Genomic DNA, 19310 nt, shown 5'->3' with positions numbered 1-19310 from the left:
TTTAGGGAGAAAATTATACTCATTAAAAGATTATTCAATATAAAACGGTAAAATTACTCTATTGAGAGTGCCTGGTTAATGACTTAAAAGCAAAAAAAGCTTACAAAGCAAAAAGCATTTGTAAATAAGGCTATTGCATGGCCAAGAAATAAATGTTATAATTTTTACGCTTACCAAACGTTCCGCTGGACAGGGGCTCCATGAACGTGCCGGAAGGAGGGAAAGAGTAATGGATTTACTAAAATCTTTGGAAGAAGAACAGTTACGAAAAGACCTTCCCGAGTTTCGTCCCGGTGATACCGTGAAAGTTTACTTTAAAGTTATTGAGGGTAACCGGGAAAGAATTCAGCCCTATGAGGGAGTTGTTATAAGGAAAAGAGGCTCTGGTTTAAGTGCCACTTTCACCGTTCGCCGGGTTTCTTACGGTATTGGCGTAGAGCGGACTTTTCCCTTACACTCCCCGCGAATTGAGAAAATTGAAGTTATCCGTCGTGGTAAGGTAAGAAGAGCAAGACTTTACTACTTAAGAAAACTCACAGGTAAAGCTGCCAGAATTGCTGAGCGGCGATAAAAAGGGACGAGGATTCGTCCCTTTTTTTCATTGTAGGTAAATTTGTAATTTTAAGAAGGGAGAAGCGTTTTAGATGATAAACTGGTATCCTGGTCACATGTTCAAAACCAAAAAAGCCCTGACAGACCAGATAAAACTTGTGGATGTAGTTTTGGAGATTAGAGATGCTCGTATTCCTTTGTCCAGTAAAAATCCCGATATTGAAGAAATCTGCAAAAATAAGCCAAGAATTGTTTTGTTCAATAAAAAAGATTTAGCAGATGTCGAAAAAACCGAAGAAATTTTAAAAAAACTTCCTTGGCCTGAAGGAGTTTATTACTGTTTGGTTGAATCTAAGGCAACAGGTGGTATAAAAGAGGTCTGGAACATTATTGAAAAAGTTTACGGCTATTATAAAGAAAAGTGGTCCGGAAAGGGGCTTCGTCCCAGGCCTTTGAGGGGAATGGTGGTTGGGATTCCCAATGTAGGTAAATCAACCGTTATCAATCGGTTGTTAAAGCGTTCGGTAAAAACCGGTGCCAGGCCTGGAGTGACAAGGGGTGTTCAATGGATAAAACTTTCCGATAAATTGGAATTAATGGATACTCCAGGAGTTTTATGGCCGAAATTGGGGGATATGGAAGTTGGCTTAAAGTTAGGCGCCACTGGTTCCATAAGTGATGAAGTATTACCGGTTATAGAAGTAGCAAATTGGCTTTTAAAAATACTGTACCCTTATCGTAAACCTGAGTTTTTTAATAGATTTAACTTAAACGGTTCGGAAAATCTCAATGAAATTTATGAAAAAATTGGGCGTAGAAGAGGCTTGTTTTTACGGGGAGAGGAAATTGATTACCAGAAAGTAGCCTTGGTAATTTTAAAAGAATTTCGTCAGGGCCTCTTAGGCAGATATACACTGGATTAAATGTGAAAAATATAACTTTAAAATTAATTTAATTTTGCAGGGAAAATTAGATAAAATAGCGAATATTACTTTGGTTATGAAAACATTAGACAATAATTTACCTTTCAATCTGCAAATTGAAAATCAGCTATTTTCATCCGGTTATGAACTGGTAGCCGGGGGCGATGAAGCTGGTCGCGGCCCGATAGCAGGGCCCGTTGTTGCTGCTATTGTGGTAATTAAACCGGGGATATATATCCCTGAAGTTGACGATTCCAAAAAACTTTCGTCGAAAAAACGGGAAAAACTTTTTGAGGAAATCATCACCATGGTAACCGATTGGTCGGTGGCGGTGGTAGGGCCGGACTTAATTGACCGGTTGAATATCTACCGAGCGACAAAATTTGCTTTAAAAGTTGCCCTTAATAGTTTAAGTATCAAACCTGAAGCGCTAATTTTGGATGCCTTGGAGCTCAAGGGATTTTCGGGGAAACAGATATCCCTGGTTAAGGCCGATGAGATTTCCTTTGCCGTTGCCTGTGCGTCGATTTTGGCAAAAGTTATCAGGGATAAAATTATGGAACAGTACGATAAAGATTTTCCCGGTTACGGATTTAAAAAAAATAAAGGGTACTTAACAAGAGAACACCGGGAAGCTTTAGAGCTTTTAGGCCCTTCACCGATTCATCGTAAAAGTTTTGAACCTATAAAAAGTTTTTATGGACAATTAAAGCTTTTTGAAAAGGTATAAGCGATGTTTATGTTGAATATATTTAAATGGGTGTATTATGTATTTTTTATATAAACAATAAAAGGGAAGGAGGGAAAGGGGTGCTAAGCCCAAAAGGTGCTATTTTAATCTTTTTTCTCACGGGTTTTTTGCTATCCATAATTATTTTAGTTTTAAATTACTTACTGTCACCCAAAAGTAAGTCTCTCATAAAGCGGGAGACTTATGAATGCGGGCTGGAAACTATTGGACCGACCTGGGTGCAGTTTAAAGGGAATTATTTTATGTATGCTTTGGTATTCGTTTTGTTTGATGTGGAGACAATATTTCTTTACCCGTGGGCTGTCCGTTTTAATGTTTTAGGCTTGTTTGCCTTTGTTGAAATGGTAATATTTATTGGAATCTTAGTTTTAGGCTTGTGGTATGCCTGGAAGGAAGGGGCGTTAGAATGGAAATAAAAACTATTCAAAGCGAAGAAGAAAAATTAATCGGGAAGAACGTCTTTCTTACTACTTTGGATGCAGTATTTAACTGGGCTCGGGGTAATTCCCTCTGGCCGTTAACCTTTGGTCTTGCCTGCTGTGCTATTGAAGTTATGGCAGCTGGGGGACCAAAGTATGACTTTTCGCGTTTTGGATATGAAGTTTGGCGGCCATCGCCGCGGCATGCGGACTTGATGATTGTTGCAGGTACAATCACCAAAAAGATGCAGCCTCTGGTATTACGGCTGTACGAGCAGATGGCGGAGCCGAAATATGTCATTGCGATGGGAAGCTGTGCCATATCCGGCGGACCGTTTGTTGATTCTTATCATGTTGTCCCCGGGGCAAATACCTTTTTACCGGTGGATGTTTATATACCTGGTTGTCCTCCACGGCCTGAAGCCCTTCTTTATGGCTGGTTAGAACTTAAAAGAAAGATTCAAAATCCCCGGGTGGTGAAAAAATAATGAATATTAATGAGGTTTTTGAACGTTTAGAGGGAAAGTACGATGTGGAATTAAGTAACAATGCTATTATTGTGAAAAACAAGGATGAAATATTAAACGTTTTGCGGGAAATTAAAGATTTAGGTTTTGAACTTTTAACTAATTTAACGGCTGTTGATTATCCGCCGGAAAGATTTGAAATCGTATACCATGTGGAATCTTATTTAAACAACTACGACATTATTACCGTAAAAACAAGCGTTTCCAGAGAAAATCCCCGGATACCTTCTGCTTTTTCCATCTGGCCAGCTGCCGACTGGCAGGAGCGGGAGGTTTATGATTTAATGGGGATTGTCTTTGAAAATCATCCCCATTTAACCCGGGTGTTTTTAGGTGAGGATTTTGAAGGTTTTCCCTTAAGAAAGGATTATAAGGTTCAATCCAACAGGTAGAGGTGGATTTAAATGTTAAAAACCCAGGAAATATCGATAAACGTTGGTCCACAGCACCCAAGTACCCACGGGGTGTTTCGGATTGTCTTAAAGTTAGATGGCGAAACCATAGTTGATGCCGAACCAGTGGTGGGATACTTGCATCGTGGAATTGAAAAATTAGCGGAAGATCGTACTTACACCCAGGTAATTCCTTATACCGATCGTATGGATTACCTTGGAGCGATGTCCTATAATTTAGGGTATGTGCAGGCTATAGAAAAACTTATGGGAATTGAAGTTCCAGAACGAGCTGAATTTATCCGGGTTATTGCTACAGAGCTATCTCGGATTGCCAGCCACCACGTATTTTTAGCCAGTATGTGTCTGGATATGGGGAGTTATACCGGCTGGATGTATCCCTTCAGGGATCGGGAGTTAGTATTAGAACTTTTGGAAATGTTAACTGGCTCCCGTATGACCTTTAGCTTTATGCGGATAGGTGGGGTAGCGGACGATCTTCCCGAAGGTTTTATCGAAAAAACAAAACAATACCTCCCGAAAATTCTGGAAGGAGTTGACGAGGAGGAGGGGCTGATCGCAGGAAACGAAATATTTATAGCCAGAACAAAAGGGCTTGCAACGGTTTCCGTGGAAAAAGCGTTAGCCTGGGGATGGGGTGGTGCAAACTTAAGAGCTTCTGGCTATAAGTTTGATTTAAGAAAAAATCGGCCCTACAGCGTATATGACCGCTTTGAATTTGATATACCTACTGGAGCTAACGGCGACTGCTGGGACCGTTTTTATTTGAGACTGGCGGAAATCAGGCAATCGGTAAAAATAATTGAACAAGCCCTGGAAATGATTCCCGAAGGACCGATTATGGCCAAGGTACCAAAGGTTATAAAACCTCCGGTAGGTGAGGTTTACCACGAAGTAGAAGCCCCCAAAGGGATTCTTGGTTACTATGTGGTGAGTGACGGTTCAACCAAGCCTTACCGGATGCATGTAAGAAGACCTTCATTCATCAATATTGGGATGTTAAAGGAATTATTGATCGGAACTAAATTGGCGGACTTTATCACCATTTTTGCCAGCATTGATGTGGTTTTGGGTGATGTGGACTGTTAATTTAACAGTAGGGGAGAGAGTCTATGGGCGAAAATTTATTTGTAGGAATGGCTAAAGGTTTACGAACTTGGTTGGAAAGTAATCATTTTCTACCGATAGTAACCGATGTTTTTTTAATGTTACTGGCTGTAGTAGGTGTTTTAGGGTTTTTATTTCTAAACGCCTTATTTTTAATTTACTACGACCGAAAGTTTGGTGCCTGGGTACAGGCTCGCCTGGGTCCTAACCGGGTTGGACCCCGGGGTATTTTCCAGACGGTTGCCGATACCTTGAAGTTATTTGCGAAAGAAATCTTTATTCCAAATAATGTTGACCGCTGGCCTTACCTCTTGGCTCCGGTTTTAATATTTACCATTCCCGTTATGCTTTTTTTAGTAATTCCTTTTGGTAAGGGAATGGTACCTTACGACTTAAATCTCGGGGTTTTATATCTTGTGGCGGTTACGTCGGTTGAAACTATTGTTTTGTGGATGGCAGGTTGGTCGTCTAATAATAAGTATTCACTTTTGGGAGCAATGCGTTCGGTTGCCCAGATGTTGAGCTATGAAATGCCCGTAATTTTTGCAATGTTAAGCGTAGTGATGATGGCGGGATCGATGAAGCTTTCCGATATCGTTGCAGCCCAGCAAAAGGTTTGGTTTATCTTTTTGCAACCGGTTGGTTTCTTAATATATTTCATTGCCGTAAATGCGGAATTTAAAAGAACACCCTTTGATTTAGTTGAAGGGGAATCGGAAATTATTTCCGGACCTTATACCGAATACAGCGGTATGAACTTTGCACTTTTCTTCTTAGCTGAGTATACCAATTTCATGATTGGGGCAATAATGGTTACAACCCTGTTCTTAGGCGGCTGGAATGCTCCTTTTGGTTGGACTTTTATACCTTCCTGGCTCTGGTTCATCATCAAAATGTACTTTGTGATTACCCTCTATATGTGGACCCGCTGGACCTTCTTGCGGATCCGGATAGACCAGATGTTAAATTTTGCCTGGAAATTCCTTTTACCGGTCTCGTTAGTCAACATTTTTGTCACGGGCGTTGGATTGTATCTTTACCGGATGATTAGGTGGTGATAAATATGAATGGAATGGGTTTATTAAAAGGTCTGGCAATAACATTTAAAGAGTTATGGAAGAAACCGGTAACTTTAGAGTATCCAGAAAAAAAGGAAAAGTTGCCTCCACGGTTTCATGGCTCCTTTACCCTCTACAGTGAAAAATGTATTGCTTGCGGGTTATGCCAGCAGGCTTGCCCCAATAAAGTAATCAAAGTGGGTAGCATTAAAGATGAAAACAACAAAAGAAAACTTGCTTCCTACGAAATGGAGATGAAGTACTGTCTCTTCTGTGGTCTATGTGTTGAAGCCTGTCCCACTAATGCCCTTGTTTTTAATCAAGAATACGAATTAGCAAAGTACAATGTAGAAGACATAAAGTTAACTCTTTTTAAAAAAGAACAGATAACAACCGGGGAGGGGAGCGAAAATGTTTAATGGAGAGGTTATAGCCTTTGCCATTGTCGCTTTCTTACTTATTTTCTCGGCTTTAGGAGTCGTTTTTATGCGTAACATTGTTCACAGCGTGCTTTTTTTAGCGGCAACCTTTGTCTTGATGGCAGTAACGTACCTGATGTTAGATGCTGGTTTTCTTGCTGGAATACAGTTAGTGGTTTATGCGGGTGCAGTCTCAATAATGGTCGTTTTTGCGGTGATGTTAACCAAAAGAAGCGATTTACATGAAACCAACCTTTTTAACAGCTTAACCATCCCCGGCGCAATTATCAGCTTATTGGTATTTTTAGGGTTATCCTGGGTTGTGGTTAAAACCCCCTGGAACATAGCCGAACGTCCTTTAGTTGATCCGATGGCCATTAATAAAATAGCGGATTTGATGTTTGGAAAGTTTGTAATTCCCTTTGAAGTTGTGGCAGTCTTGCTTTTAGTGGCTCTTATTGGTGCCATTATCCTGGCTCTGGAGGTGAAGCCGCAGAAATGATTACCTTGGCCCATTACATGCTTTTAAGTGCGGTTTTGTTTGCAATAGGCTTATTCGGCGTTCTTTCCAAGAAAAATGCCATTACCGTACTGGTATCAACGGAGATAATGTTAAATGCCGTAAATTTAAATTTAATTGCCATAAACAAATATATTGGAGTTGATGGTTTTTATGGACAACTAATGGCCATTTTTGTAATTGCGGTTGCTGCTGCTGAAGTTGGGGTAGGTCTTGGTATAATAATATCCATGTACAGAAATAAAGAAACGATTTCCCTGGATGAATTTAATTTCTTAAAATGGTAGCAATTGAAGGGTAGGTGAAAAAATGGTAGAGTTTGCAATGCACAATGCGTGGTTGATTCCGCTTCTCCCGGCAATAGCGTTTGCGGCTATAGCACTTTTGCTGTGGCCGTGGCCCAAAGCTAGTTCAACCTTTTCCATTTTAATGATTCTTACCTCCTTTGTTTTAGCTTTAGCGGTAGTATATGGAGTTTATACTCAGCCCGAATTAATCGAGAAATCTATGGTCTATACAACCCGTTGGTTTTCCATGCCGGGGCTGAGGATTGATGTGGGGATTATGCTCGATCCTACCTCGGCTATGATGCTGTGGGTAGTTACCTTAGTTGCATTACTGGTGCAAATTTATTCATTGGGATACATGGAAGGAGATCCGGGATTTTCGAGCTTTTATGCTTATCTTTCGTTGTTTGCGGCATCAATGTTGGGGCTTGTTTTATCAAGTAACTTGCTGCAGATGTTTGTTTTCTGGGAATTGGTAGGTCTTTGTTCCTATCTGCTCATCGGGTTCTGGTTTTACAAAGATTCCGCCCGGGAAGCTGCTAAAAAGGCTTTTATAACCACCCGGGTAGGGGATTTTGGTCTATTGATCGGGTTGTTGTCTCTGCAACTGATTTTTGGAACTTTAAACATTCCTGAACTTGCGGAAAAAGCTGTTAATTTCCAGAATTATGTTTCAGCTGAAACCTTAACCTTAGTATTGGTTGTCTTATTCCTGGGTCCCATTGGTAAATCCGGCCAGTTTCCGCTTCACGTCTGGCTTCCTGATGCTATGGAAGGTCCAACGCCTGTAAGTGCGTTAATTCACGCTGCCACCATGGTGGTGGCTGGTGTTTATCTGGTGGGAAGAATTCTTTTCCTCTTTAAAGAAGTACCAGCCGCTATGCATGTTGTAGCTATAATTGGGGGTTTCACCGCTTTTTTTGCCGCAACCATTGCTTTAACCCAAACGGAAATGAAACGGATTCTTGCTTATTCTACCGTAAGCCAGCTTGGTTACATGATGTTAGCTTTAGGGGCAGCAAGCTTAACCGCTTCCATGTTTCATTTAATGACCCATGCTTACTTTAAAGCCTTAATGTTCCTTGGGGCCGGTTCAGTCCTTCATGCCCTGCACGGAAAGGCCCATATTCACGAAATGGGTGGTTTGTATAAAAAGATGCCCTGGACTACCTGGACCTTTGTCATAGGGGCTTTAGCCATTGCCGGAATACCCCCTCTTGCCGGATTCTGGAGTAAGGATGAAATTTTACTGGTAGTTAAAGAAGCAGCCCATGAAGCTCCGGGAATTTACACACCTTTATTCTGGTTAGCACTAATAACTGCCTTCTTAACGGCCTTTTACATGTTTAGGCAAGTTTTCACTGCCTTTTTTGGACCGGAAAAACCCGAAAATCATCCGCATGAAGCCCCCTGGAATATGCGTTTACCCCTAATAATTTTAGCGTTCTTCTCCATCGTAGGGGGTTGGGTGGGGCTTCCCTGGTTAGAAAAAGGATTTGGCTACTGGGTAAGAATGGGTGAGTTTCACCATGCTGAGCCCGATTATGTTTTAATGGGAGTTTCGGTCTTGTTAGCCTTGGCCGGTATCTACCTTGCCTATTTAATGTATCTGAAAAAAGCTATTGACCCCGATAAAGTTGCTGAAAAATTTGGGGTTCTTTATAAGCTTTCCTACCATAAATATTACATTGATGAAATATACCTCTGGTTTAATCAAATGGTTGTGGACGGGATGGGGAAAATTTTATACTGGGTTGACCTCTATATCGTTGATGGAATTGTTAACGGTATTGGAGCAATTACCCGAGGTTCCGGAGCGGTACTGCGTTATACAACCACCGGTAATCTCCAAACTTATGCTTTAGTAATATTTATGGTAATTGTTATCATCACTTTATACTTTGCTTTCGGTGATGCCTCCTTTGCATCGCTATTCTTAGGAGGTGGGAAATAATGCATTTTCCATTACTGACTGCAACCCTTTTAGCTCCGGTTATTGGTGCATTAGTTATTGCCTTTATTCCCAAAGAAGAACACAAGGCGATTAAATCAGTGGCAGCGTTTGCCATGTTTGTAGCATTGTTTTTATCAGTGTTTGCCTTTTTTAGCTATGATTTAGCCAAGGGAGGCTTTCAGTTTGTCGAAAAGTATAATTGGGTTCCGGATTTAGGGGTTCAATTTTACCTTGGGGTAGATGGCTTGAGTTTACCGATGTTACTGTTAACCAATCTTCTTGGATTTGCAGCTATCTTTGCCTCCTGGAATGTTAATAACCGGCCCAAAGAATTTTTCGTACTATTTTTACTGTTAATTGCCGGGGTTATGGGTACCTTTATAGCTCAGGATTTGTTTATCTTCCTGCTGTTCTACGAAGTTGTAGTTATACCAATTTATATCATGGTAGTGATTTGGGGAAGTTCCAAGCGCGTTACAAAAGAATATGCTGGGATGAAACTTACCATTTATCTTTTAATAGGTAGTGCTTTTCTCCTTTTTGGTTTAATCTCAATTTTTGTAAAGAGCAGTGATTTGCTGGGACATCCAACAATGAACATTGAAGCATTAGGAAAAGTTGCATTTCCCAAAGATTTTCAAATTACAATTTTCCCCTTTTTACTCTTTGGCTTTGGTTCTCTTTTATCTATGTGGCCATTTCACTCCTGGTCGCCCGATGGTTATGCCGGTGCACCAACGGCAGTATCGATGATTCACGCTGGAGTTTTGAAAAAGATAGGTGGGTACGGTTTAATCAGAATTGCTCTTTATTTGCTTCCGGAAGGTGCAAAATACTGGGCGCCGGTTATTGCCATTTTGGCGACGGTTAACGTTGCTTATGCGGCTTTTATTGCCTTAGCTCAAAAGGATTTAAAATACGTTGTCGGTTACTCTTCGGTAAGCCACATGGGATACGTACTTTTGGGAATTGCCTCCTTAAACATCATTGGTATAAACGGGGCGGTTGCCAATATGTTTGCCCATGGTGTGATGGCCGCGCTCTTCTTCTCGATGATCGGTTTTGTTTACGAAAAGACTCATACCCGCTATATACCTGACTTAGGAGGCCTTGCTCATCAAACGCCTAAATTAGCTATAGGTTTAGTTATGGCCGGTATGGCTTCCCTCGGACTTCCGGGCTTAATTAGCTTTGTGCCGGAATTTACGGTGTTTGTAGGAATATGGAAAAACGAAGCGATGATTCCTAAGTTCCTGGCGGTAATTGCAATTGCCGGGGTTATCATAACTGCTCTTTATGTCTTGCGGGCCTTGGCTTATTCCCTCTTTGGTCCTCGTCGGGAAGAGTATGACCACTTAAAAGATATTAAAGGTGCTGAACTTGTCCCTTTGGTGGTTTTGGGTTTTGTCTTAATTGCTGGTGGCGTACTACCGTTTTTAATCATGGATATGGTTAATAGCGGTGTCGCTCCTATCCTGGCCAAGCTTGGTGCAACTACGGCGATAGGGGGGAAGTTTTAGATGAGTGTTAATATCAATTATCTTTTGCTGATTCCGGAGATTTTAGTTTTGTCCCTGGGGATATTACTCTTTGTGTTAGCTTTAATTACCCCCCGTAATCTGCAAAAAGGCATTGGCTATCTTGCTACCCTTGGTTTACTGGGAATCTTTCTTTACATGCCCATTGCCTGGAAGTATACCGGAATGGCTATTGAAGGAATGTATCAGGTTGATAAAGTTGCTATCTTCTTTAAGGCTTTGTCTTTGTTAGCTGGAATTTTTGTTACAGCCATTGCTCCAAAATATATGGAAAAGATCGGTTATTACAGTGAGTTTTTCGTCTTTGCCGTTTTTACTGTCCTGGGGATGATGGTTTTAGTTTCCGCCACGGACTTTCTCACCCTTTACCTGGGTCTGGAGTTAATGACAATTACCTTTATTATTCTTACCGCTTACAAGCGGGAATCGGCAATTGGAGCCGAAGCCGGAATAAAGTATTTAATTTTGGCTGGTGTTTCTTCGGCGATCCTACTGTACGGTTTATCGTTGTTTTACGGACTTACCAGAACGTTAAATATTGTTGATATTGCTGCAGTTGTAAAAAATAATGGAATAACTCCGGCCTTTGTTTTAGCAATGGTTTTTGTTCTTGCAGGTTTTGCCTTTAAAATATCGGCTGTACCCTTTCACATGTGGGCTCCTGATGTCTATCAAGGTGCTCCTACACCGGTTACAGCATTTCTGGCTACCGGTTCCAAAGCTGCATCTTTTGCAATCTTCTTTAGGTTTTTCTACTTGGCATTTCCTGGAATTAAAGAACACTGGGTAGGTTTACTGGCAACGTTGGCAGCGTTAACAATGGTTGTAGGTAACCTGGTAGCTATTCCCCAAACCAATTTAAAGAGAATGTTGGCCTACTCCAGTATTGCTCAGGCAGGGTATATTTTAGTTGGATTTTTGGCAACGGATTTTGCTGGCTTTAAGGCGATTATGTTTTACTTGAGCGTATACCTTATGGCTACCATTGGAGCGTTTGCCGTTGCTACGGTATATGAAAATGTAACCGGCAAAGAAGAGATTCGCGATTTTGCCGGCCTTTCCCAGCGTTCACCGATAATGGCGGCGGTTTTGGTAGTTTCCCTTTTATCTATGGCGGGAATACCTCCACTGGCAGGATTTGCCGGTAAGTTTTACCTGTTCTATCCCATAATTAAAAACTGGGGTTGGCTTGCCTTGTTGGCCTTAATTATGAGCATGGTTTCCGTCTATTATTACTTAAGGGTGGTTTTAGTGGTATACCGGGATGAACCAGAGGACAAGACTCCAATAACTCTTCCCAATTCTATTTACTTTACTCTATTAATAACTATGGCGGTAACAATTGTTTTAGGGGTTTACCCAACTCCGCTGGCTAAAATTGCTCAACAAGCTGCTATGATTTTCATGAAATAACGGAAAGCCTTTTGGCTTTCCGTTTTTTACTGCTGGAGGGGAAAATGAATCGAAGAGAGTTAGGGAAAAAATGGGAAGAGTTGACGGAACAGTATTTAAGAAAAAAGGGATATAAAATTCTTACGCGAAATTATCAAATTCGCGGTGGGGAAATAGATATTGTTGCCCAGGATGGTGAATTTCTGGTTTTTATTGAGGTAAGATTTCGTTCGGATATTTCTTTTGGTACTCCCTCGGAAACGGTAAATAAGAAAAAGAAAGCGGCCTTAAAAAAAGCAATAAAGGTATATATTCATGAAAATTTTCTGTATCATCTGCAACCGCGGGTTGATTTTATTGGTATCGAACAAAAAGACAATCAATTTTTCGTAAACCATTACCAAAATGTCCTGGATTTTTAGGTAAAAGGAAAGTCCCCGCAATTCTGTGAAAGAGGGGACTTGGGTAAAGGACTTCTGGATATGTTATAATGAACGTAAAGGATGCTTACGGGAGGTAGCAATAGTTAAGCCAAACAATGCAGAATAGTGCAATAGTACTTACTCAGCAACAGATGAGGTTAATTTTACAAAATCGTAGGTGTGGTGAAAGACGTGAAGCAAATCATAACAATCCAGGCAAGGTTATACCCAAAGGCGGAGGAAAAAGAGATAGTAGATAACTTAATGCGAAAGTGGAACTCCTGTAAGAGATATGCTTATAACCGCCTACTTGAAGGGAAAACCCGAAAAGAGCTCAAGAAAGAACTGCAAAGCCTATTTGGATTGAATTCCAGATATGCAGACGATGCTATTCTTGAAGCTAAAGAAGTTTTGCAAAGTATCAGAGAACTTGGAGAAAACCCTCGTAAAGTTATCTTTGGCGGGAAAGTATTGTTTTATAGACTAAAAAGCAAACATTTAAGCAGTGAGCAAAGGCAAAAGTACAAAAAAGAGTGGGAAGATAAACGCAAAGGAACTCTTTTCTCCAGAGGGGATAAAACCAAGCAGGGAAACTTAAATTTAAGAGTTATTGAAGAAAATGGCCAATTCTTTTTAAGAGTAAATGCAGGTAATAGAAAATGGCTGTTTATAGAACTTAAAAGTTCTCATAAGAAATGGAGAAAGTTTGCAGAAGCAATGCTAAATTCCTGTCCTTACAGCGTTCGTCTGCAGAGGAAAAACAATAAATACTATGCTTACATTTCTTTTGAAGAAGACCTACCTGGTGCATCGATAGATTTCAGCAATGGAGCTATCGGGATAGACTTAAATGCTTTTCCATCACACATAGCCTGGACTGAAATAAAAAAAGACGGCAATTTAGAAAGCTTTGGAGAAATCCCCACACCACATCTCTGGGACGGGAGAAAAGAAAAAAGAGATTACTTTGCATGGGTATATGCCAACGAAATTGTAAAATTAGCCCTTGAGAAAAACAAAGGCATCGTAATAGAAAAGTTAGCGATAAAAGACAAAGGCTACCGGGGAGACTACAAGGGAAGAAAATCCAGAAGGATAAAGCACGGTTTTAGCTATAGAAAGCTTATTGCCAGAATAAAGACCCTTGCCCAGAGGTACGGCGTAGCTATAAGAGAAGTAAGTCCAGCTTATACAAGCGTGATAGGAATGCTAAAGTACGCACCGCAGTTTAATTTAACTAAAGATACAGCAGCAGCTTATGTGATAGCACGAAAAGGATTGGCTTTAAGGGAGAAAATTCCCTTGAAGTATAGAGAGCTTTTGGAAAGCCTGCAAAGCAAGTCACGGTCGGTATCTTCATTAACCGACGGAAGGAATGAAGGTACTGCGGTAAAGGGGAAAACCTTACCGTACAAACCGTGGCGAGTTTTGCGGGTAGCCCTCCTGACAGGAGTTCTCCTGGACAGGCCATTATATCGTGACCTGTCACCGCTGAAGAGAATGCTCATAAGCGGTATGGGAGATGGTGGCTGAAGGCCACGGTGAGTTCCTGCTTCTTGGGGCAGGGACTATGGCTGTCCCAAATACCGCCAGTTGGGGCTGGGGCAGCTTGAGGGGCGGACAACAAATACCCCAACCTTCTAAACTGATGCAGTTTTGCACAGTTTGGATGACCAGGTTTAGGATGAAAAATGAAAACCATACTTTTAGTAGATGACGAAGAAAAGATCCGGGAAGTATTGCGTCTCTATCTTGAAAAGGAAGGTTTTCAGATTATAGAAGCCCGGGATGGAAAAGAGGCGTTAAAGCGTTTTTCCGAACATAAAATAGATTTAATTATTCTTGATTTGATGCTTCCGGAAATTGATGGGATGGAGATTGCCAAAGAAATCCGTAAAACTTCATTGGTTCCTATAATCATGCTGACCGCGCGGGGAGAAGAGATTGACAAAATTTTAGGGTTAGAAATTGGAGCTGACGATTATGTGGTCAAACCTTTTAGTCCCAGGGAAGTGGTTGCCCGGGTAAAAGCGGTTTTACGGAGGAGTTCTGGTACCCCAGAAAAAGAGACGGGTTCAATTATCAAGCATGGTATTTTAGAAATTCATCCTGAGGCCAGAGAAGTCAAGGTTAATGGAGAAGAAGTACTTTTAACACCTTTAGAGTTTGACCTTCTTTTATATTTGGTAAATAATAGAGGAAAAGCTCTTTCGCGGGAACAGTTGCTTGCCAATGTTTGGGGATATGATTATTTTGGGGAAGCCCGAACGGTTGATACACACGTCACCCGTTTGCGGGAAAAGTTGCAAGAGGCAGCTTCCTATATCAAAACTGTCTGGGGTGTAGGTTACAAGTTTGAGGTGAAAAACGGTGATTAATTCCCTTAAGTTAAAATTTTGGCTTGCTTTGGTATTGCTGGTGGTTGCCGCCACCAGTTCTATTTTATGGACTACTACTATTTATATGGGACAAAAATATTTTTCGCAGCAGCAGGAAAACTTATTTCGGGCGGGGGATAAACTTGCCGAATATGTTCTGGCCGAAAGGGATATAGAAAAAATATTTCACCAAATGGAGATTATGGGAAGTTATTTAAATGCTAATATAACATTGACCGATGCTGCAGGCAGAGTCCTAATTTGTACCGGCCGCGCCGGCTTTCCGCGAAATAGCTGTCAAATGTGGGCTGGCGATATTATACCGCAGGAACTGGTAAAAAATTTACTATCCGGAAAAAAAGTTGCAGTAAGGGTAGAGAGTAAGCTATTAAAACAGGATGTTTTATTTACTGGAGTTCCGGTGGTTTTCCAAAATCAGGTTTTGTTTGCCATTTTACTTCAAGCACCGGTGAAAGAAATTAGCGGTAATTTTTTTGAGTTAATAAAAATCAATATTTTTTCCACAATTGTTGGAATAATTTTTGCAACAATTTTGGCCTTTTGGTTATCGACGTCCATTACAAAGCCGCTGGTGCAAATCAAAACTGCAGCCCAAAAAATTGCCAATAAAGATTTTAGTCACCGGATTTCCTATCAAGGTAAGGATGAGTTGGGGGACATAGTTCAAACGATAAACCAAATGGCTGCTCAGTTAGAAAAATATATAAATGCTTATAATAAGAGAGAACAAAATCGCCGTGAGTTTTTGGCAAATGTTTCCCACGAGTTACGAACTCCTTTAACTATTATTCAGGGCTATACCGAGGCACTTTTAGATGGTATAGTAACCGATGCCAAAATACGTGAAGAGCACTTAAGAAATATTTTAAGGGAAGCAGAAAGACTAAAAGCTATGGCAAATGAGCTTTTGGATTTAGCCAGTATAGAAGAGGGGAGAGAAAAACTAAAATTTGAAAAAATTGATTTAGCTAATTTTGCCCAGGATTGTTTTAATGCATTTAGAACTCAATTTTTCGAAAAAGGAATCGAATTTGAGCTGGATGTAAAAGTTCAAGAGGGAAAGGTTGTGGGCGATAGAAGTAAGCTCGTACGAGTGGTAGAAAATCTCTTGAGTAATGCCTTGAAATTCACTCCTTCAGGAGGTAAGGTGAAGCTTGGAGTTATTGAAAGGGAAAAAGACTACCAAATAATTGTCATGGATTCCGGTTCCGGGATTCCGGAGGAGGATTTGGATAAAATATTCGAAAGGTTTTATAAAGTAGATAAAGCCCGAAGCAGTAAAGGCTTCGGGCTTGGATTGGCCATAACGAAATCAATTGTGGAAGCTCATGGGGGGCAAATCTTTGCCCGGAACAATCCCGAAGGGGGAGCAAAATTTACCGTGGTTTTACCTAAATTACCTCCCAGCGCGGACAGCGTCCTCCCCAACGACCAATAACTTTTCCTTCCTCGGAAATTTCGGCAATTTCGCAATGGTTGGGGCAGTAAGTGCATTCAAAGCTTCGAGTTTCGTAATTATAATCGGCAATAGCAAAACCTTTAAAGTTGGTTTTTTGACCGTTGGTTGCTTCCCGGGCTAAAATGGCAGCTCCTATTGCTCCCATAACATTGTAATATTTTGGTACGATAATGTCCTGTCCTAAAGCCCGGGCAAATGCCTCTCGAATGCCACGGTTGGCGGCAACGCCGCCCTGGAAAACTATAGGAGGCAGGATTTCTTTATTTTTACCCACATTGTTTAAATAGTTTCTTACTAAAGCTTCACATAATCCATTGATGATATCTTCGACTTTATATCCTAACTGCTGTTTATGGATCATATCCGATTCGGCAAATACCGTACAGCGACCGGCGATGCGCACCGGAACGGTAGATTTCAGGGCTAATTCGCCAAACTTTTCAATAGGGATATTTAAACGGGATGCCTGCTGATCTAAGAAAGAACCGGTACCAGCCGCGCAAACGGTATTCATAGCAAAATCAGTTACTACCCCATCCCGGATGATGATAATTTTTGAGTCCTGTCCGCCTATTTCAATAATTGTCTGGACCTCAGGAACAAAAGTAGTGGTAGCTATGGCATGAGCCGTAATTTCATTTTTAACAATATCGGCGCCAACGATAACGCCGGCTAAATAGCGCCCGCTGCCTGTAGTACCAACTCCTTTAATTGAAACTTTATTTTCGTATTTTTCTTTAAGGATTTGCATTCCTTCCTTGATTACGCGGATTGGTTGTCCTCTGGTCCTTAAATATAAGCTTTCATGAACATTATTATCTTCATCAATTAAAACAAGATTTGTACTTACCGAGCCCACATCAATTCCAAGATAAAGCTCCATCTATATTGCCTCCTTTAGCTCTTTCTAGCTTTTGTAGTTTTTTTCGTTTTAAAAGGTCAATAAATGCTTCTAAACGAGTTTCCATGCCGGCTTTGCCCGTTTGCTCGTCCAGGAAAAAGGTTAAAATCGGGAAATTATGTTCTTGACTGATTTTGGTTAAGATAGTTCGGGCCACGATTTCAGGAATGCAGGTGAAAGGAGCAAGTTGAATTAAGCCATCAAAGCCTTGTTTTATATAAAGAATGGCGTTTCCAATCGAATCCTGACCGTGGCCACCGATTAATTCGGGAAGATAAGGTTGTGCAGCGGCTTTAACACTGACTAATTCTTCACTTTTTCCGGGTAAGGTATTATCCCGGGTCCACCCGGTTAAGAACATAGAACGTTTAACTTCCGCCCCTAAGTGGCCGATGGTTTCTTCAATTTCAAAGTTACTGCTTGGCTCAAGCAAAACGTAAATTTCGCCAACCATTCCAACTTTAACCACTAATTTTTCCAGATTCACCGGAATTTTGTCCAACTGTTTTAAAGCTTCTTGTTCCGCTTCAGCTATTTCCTTTTCGGAAAAGGCATTTATGACATACTGCAGGACTTCTTTGTATTTTGCTGAAACACTGCCTTTTGTAAGTTCCCGGGGTCTTAAAAATAAAGCTTTTTGTTCAATGGTATCCAGTGCCTTAATTTTACGCCAATTTCGTTTAATTGCTTTATATATGTACCATAAAGAGTAGTTCTTGTAATTTAACTCCTGAACCGTCTTGTAAAAACCTTTTAAATCTACAAGTGGTGGCTCAAGGACAATAAATTCAACGTTGTAACCCATTTTTTTTAAAATCTTTTCGTGGAGGCTGGCATACAAACCGGCTCGACAGGGCCCAACACCACCGCTGGTAACAATGCGGTCAACGCCTTTTGGTAGTGTTTCCAAGTAAGTGCCAAGGACAATTTTGTAAGGTAGGCAGGAAAATTCCGGTGCGTATTTAACTCCTAAATCCAAGGTTCGCTTGGATGGTTTTACTGGCATCACTACTTCATAACCCAAATCTTCTAACAACCCGCGAAAAGCGTGGACGTAGTTTCCCATGTAAGGAAAAGTAATTCTTAGAGTTTTCATTCCATCACCTCTTACCGGGATTTACGCTTTATCATGTCCAAGAAAGCTTCCACTCGGGTTACGAGTCCTGCTTCTCCAGTATGCTCATCTATGGTTAAAGTTAAATAGGGAATTTGCTGCTCTCCAGCGTCTATTTCCATAATACGGTCGACGATAAAATCGGGACCGCAACCGAAGGCTGTTAAATGAATAATTCCTTTTAAATCGGGAACGTTTTTTAAAAAATACTGGAAGCTACTTAATACTCTATCGCTAAAAGTCCAGAAAAGGCGCTTTTTATTGGTAAAAGGAGCATATTTATTTCTAATCGGCCAGGGTACCTGTTCGGCAGTCAAAACCTGAACGTTGTTTTTGTTTAGAAACTCTAAAATTTTAAGATTTACATAATTGTCGTAGACGAGATAGGGGTATCCCAGTAAAGCGATTTTAAACGATGATTTTACCGAAAATAATTTTGGTGAATTAACATTAACTTCATTTACTGGAAGATAGCCTTTTTGCAGTAAATTTTCGTAAAAATTTTGCTGTCTGATTCCTTCCCGATACGCTTTAAAACCCCGTAACTTTGAAAATCCAAAAAATGAAGCCAATTTTAAGGATGCGATTAGTAAACTATCTTTTAAACTACGGTTATCCACCCGGAGATCAATAACTGGAGGAAGATTCTCATAAGAATATTTAATCATATCCGGAAGTCCAAGAAATTTTGGACAGTAAACAGTTTTCCTGTTTAAATTAACTATTCTCGGAATAAAGAGATAATCCACTTTTGATTTTAAAGTTGCTATATGTCCAAAAAAAAGCTTAATTGGCAGGCAAGCCTCGGCCAGGGCGTCTTTAACTCCTTGGTCTAAAATTTCTTTTGTAGTCGGTGAGGAAACAATGGTTTTTAAATTTAAGCTATCAAAAAAACCCTGCCAAAAAGGATAGTAAGCATAATAGTTTAAGGTTCGCGCAATTCCAATAACTGGTACAGTCATAAAACCATTCCTTCCTGCAGTTGTATTTTAGAGAATACCCCATAAATTACATATATACGGCGTATTAAGACAAAATCCTTCTTAAAAAATTTTAATATAAAATAATAAAATTTTTAAAAAAATTTAACCATTCCGGCAGGAATTTTAACTAAAATGTTTAATATAGAAAAGTAAATGTGAGAACTTTCACACT

At 40.4% G+C, this 19310-nt stretch carries 21 protein-coding genes; 18 read left to right on the top strand and 3 right to left on the bottom strand.

Translation table 11 applies throughout. The annotated features are described in order from the left end of the window. Window positions 1–229 precede the first annotated feature (229 nt). From rplS to ciss_RS09530, 18 genes are all read left to right on the top strand, one after another. Window positions 230–571 carry a 50S ribosomal protein L19 gene (gene rplS, locus ciss_RS09620; protein ID WP_011344335.1) on the top strand — a complete coding sequence of 114 codons (342 nt, stop codon included), beginning with the start codon at window positions 230–232 and terminating at the stop codon, window positions 569–571. A gap of 73 nt (window positions 572–644) precedes the next feature. Then, a complete protein-coding gene (gene ylqF, locus ciss_RS09615; protein ID WP_075866113.1) occupies window positions 645–1475 on the top strand; it encodes a ribosome biogenesis GTPase YlqF in 831 nt (276 codons plus the stop codon). Between the two features lie 76 nt (window positions 1476–1551). Further along, window positions 1552–2205 carry a ribonuclease HII gene (gene rnhB / locus ciss_RS09610; RefSeq protein WP_075866112.1) on the top strand — a complete coding sequence of 218 codons (654 nt, stop codon included), beginning with the start codon at window positions 1552–1554 and terminating at the stop codon, window positions 2203–2205. Between the two features lie 80 nt (window positions 2206–2285). Next, window positions 2286–2642: an NADH-quinone oxidoreductase subunit A gene (locus tag ciss_RS09605; protein ID WP_075866111.1), complete on the top strand. Its 357-nt coding sequence runs from the start codon at window positions 2286–2288 to the stop codon at window positions 2640–2642. Next, window positions 2633–3133, top strand: coding sequence for an NADH-quinone oxidoreductase subunit B (locus ciss_RS09600; RefSeq protein WP_075866110.1), 501 nt, complete (start codon window positions 2633–2635; stop codon window positions 3131–3133). The genes ciss_RS09605 and ciss_RS09600 overlap by 10 nt, the downstream gene beginning before the upstream one ends. Continuing rightward, entirely contained in the window at window positions 3133–3564 is a 432-nt protein-coding gene (locus ciss_RS09595; protein ID WP_075866109.1) for an NADH-quinone oxidoreductase subunit C, read from the top strand. The genes ciss_RS09600 and ciss_RS09595 overlap by 1 nt, the downstream gene beginning before the upstream one ends. 12 nt (window positions 3565–3576) lie before the next feature. Then, the gene (locus ciss_RS09590) at window positions 3577–4674 is read left to right on the top strand and encodes an NADH-quinone oxidoreductase subunit D (protein ID WP_075866108.1); all 1098 of its coding nucleotides are present in this window, start codon (window positions 3577–3579) and stop codon (window positions 4672–4674) included. A 23-nt stretch (window positions 4675–4697) separates the two neighbouring features. Next, window positions 4698–5750 (top strand): NADH-quinone oxidoreductase subunit NuoH, encoded by a 1053-nt coding sequence (gene nuoH, locus ciss_RS09585; RefSeq protein ID WP_075866107.1) that lies wholly within the window; start codon window positions 4698–4700, stop codon window positions 5748–5750. 5 nt (window positions 5751–5755) lie between these two features. Next, window positions 5756–6169, top strand: a complete 414-nt coding sequence (locus tag ciss_RS09580; protein ID WP_075866106.1) for a NuoI/complex I 23 kDa subunit family protein — start codon at window positions 5756–5758, stop codon at window positions 6167–6169. Continuing rightward, entirely contained in the window at window positions 6162–6671 is a 510-nt protein-coding gene (locus ciss_RS09575) for an NADH-quinone oxidoreductase subunit J family protein (RefSeq protein WP_075866105.1), read from the top strand. The genes ciss_RS09580 and ciss_RS09575 overlap by 8 nt, the downstream gene beginning before the upstream one ends. Then, a complete protein-coding gene (gene nuoK, locus ciss_RS09570; protein ID WP_075866104.1) occupies window positions 6668–6976 on the top strand; it encodes an NADH-quinone oxidoreductase subunit NuoK in 309 nt (102 codons plus the stop codon). Before ciss_RS09575 ends, nuoK begins: the two co-directional genes overlap by 4 nt. A 22-nt stretch (window positions 6977–6998) precedes the next feature. Next, window positions 6999–8930, top strand: a complete 1932-nt coding sequence (nuoL, locus tag ciss_RS09565; protein ID WP_075866103.1) for an NADH-quinone oxidoreductase subunit L — start codon at window positions 6999–7001, stop codon at window positions 8928–8930. After that, window positions 8930–10450: a complex I subunit 4 family protein gene (locus tag ciss_RS09560; RefSeq protein ID WP_075866102.1), complete on the top strand. Its 1521-nt coding sequence runs from the start codon at window positions 8930–8932 to the stop codon at window positions 10448–10450. The genes nuoL and ciss_RS09560 overlap by 1 nt, the downstream gene beginning before the upstream one ends. After that, window positions 10451–11881 (top strand): NADH-quinone oxidoreductase subunit N, encoded by a 1431-nt coding sequence (locus tag ciss_RS09555; RefSeq protein WP_075866101.1) that lies wholly within the window; start codon window positions 10451–10453, stop codon window positions 11879–11881. A 44-nt stretch (window positions 11882–11925) separates the two neighbouring features. After that, window positions 11926–12282, top strand: a complete 357-nt coding sequence (locus ciss_RS09550) for a YraN family protein (protein WP_075866100.1) — start codon at window positions 11926–11928, stop codon at window positions 12280–12282. A gap of 201 nt (window positions 12283–12483) precedes the next feature. Next, window positions 12484–13815, top strand: coding sequence for an SSO2105 N-terminal domain-containing protein (locus ciss_RS09545; RefSeq protein ID WP_501161890.1), 1332 nt, complete (start codon window positions 12484–12486; stop codon window positions 13813–13815). Window positions 13816–13973: 158 nt separating this feature from the next. Continuing rightward, a complete protein-coding gene (locus tag ciss_RS09535) occupies window positions 13974–14660 on the top strand; it encodes a response regulator transcription factor (protein WP_075866097.1) in 687 nt (228 codons plus the stop codon). Continuing rightward, complete coding sequence (locus ciss_RS09530; protein WP_075866096.1) at window positions 14653–16119, top strand: sensor histidine kinase; 1467 nt, start codon at window positions 14653–14655, stop codon at window positions 16117–16119. Before ciss_RS09535 ends, ciss_RS09530 begins: the two co-directional genes overlap by 8 nt. Here the strand turns inward: ciss_RS09530 and ciss_RS09525 are convergent. Genes ciss_RS09525 through ciss_RS09515 form a run of 3 tightly spaced genes read right to left on the bottom strand, consistent with a single transcriptional unit; the run spans window position 16073 to window position 19117 of the window. Then, window positions 16073–17023: an acyl-CoA dehydratase activase gene (locus tag ciss_RS09525; protein ID WP_075866095.1), complete on the bottom strand. Its 951-nt coding sequence runs from the start codon at window positions 17021–17023 to the stop codon at window positions 16073–16075. The genes ciss_RS09530 and ciss_RS09525 overlap by 47 nt on opposite strands. After that, the gene (locus ciss_RS09520) at window positions 17001–18137 is read right to left on the bottom strand and encodes an acyl-CoA dehydratase activase-related protein (RefSeq protein ID WP_075866094.1); all 1137 of its coding nucleotides are present in this window, start codon (window positions 18135–18137) and stop codon (window positions 17001–17003) included. The genes ciss_RS09525 and ciss_RS09520 overlap by 23 nt, the downstream gene beginning before the upstream one ends. A gap of 11 nt (window positions 18138–18148) precedes the next feature. Next, on the bottom strand, window positions 18149–19117 hold the full coding sequence (locus tag ciss_RS09515; protein ID WP_075866093.1) for an acyl-CoA dehydratase activase-related protein: 969 nt from the start codon (window positions 19115–19117) through the stop codon (window positions 18149–18151). Window positions 19118–19310 lie beyond the last annotated feature (193 nt).

This window comes from Carboxydothermus islandicus, assembly GCF_001950325.1.
GTDB lineage: Bacteria > Bacillota > Z-2901 > Carboxydothermales > Carboxydothermaceae > Carboxydothermus > Carboxydothermus islandicus.
The sequence above is the reverse complement of the archived record's forward strand: the minus strand, read 5'-3'. Positions and strand labels throughout refer to the sequence as shown.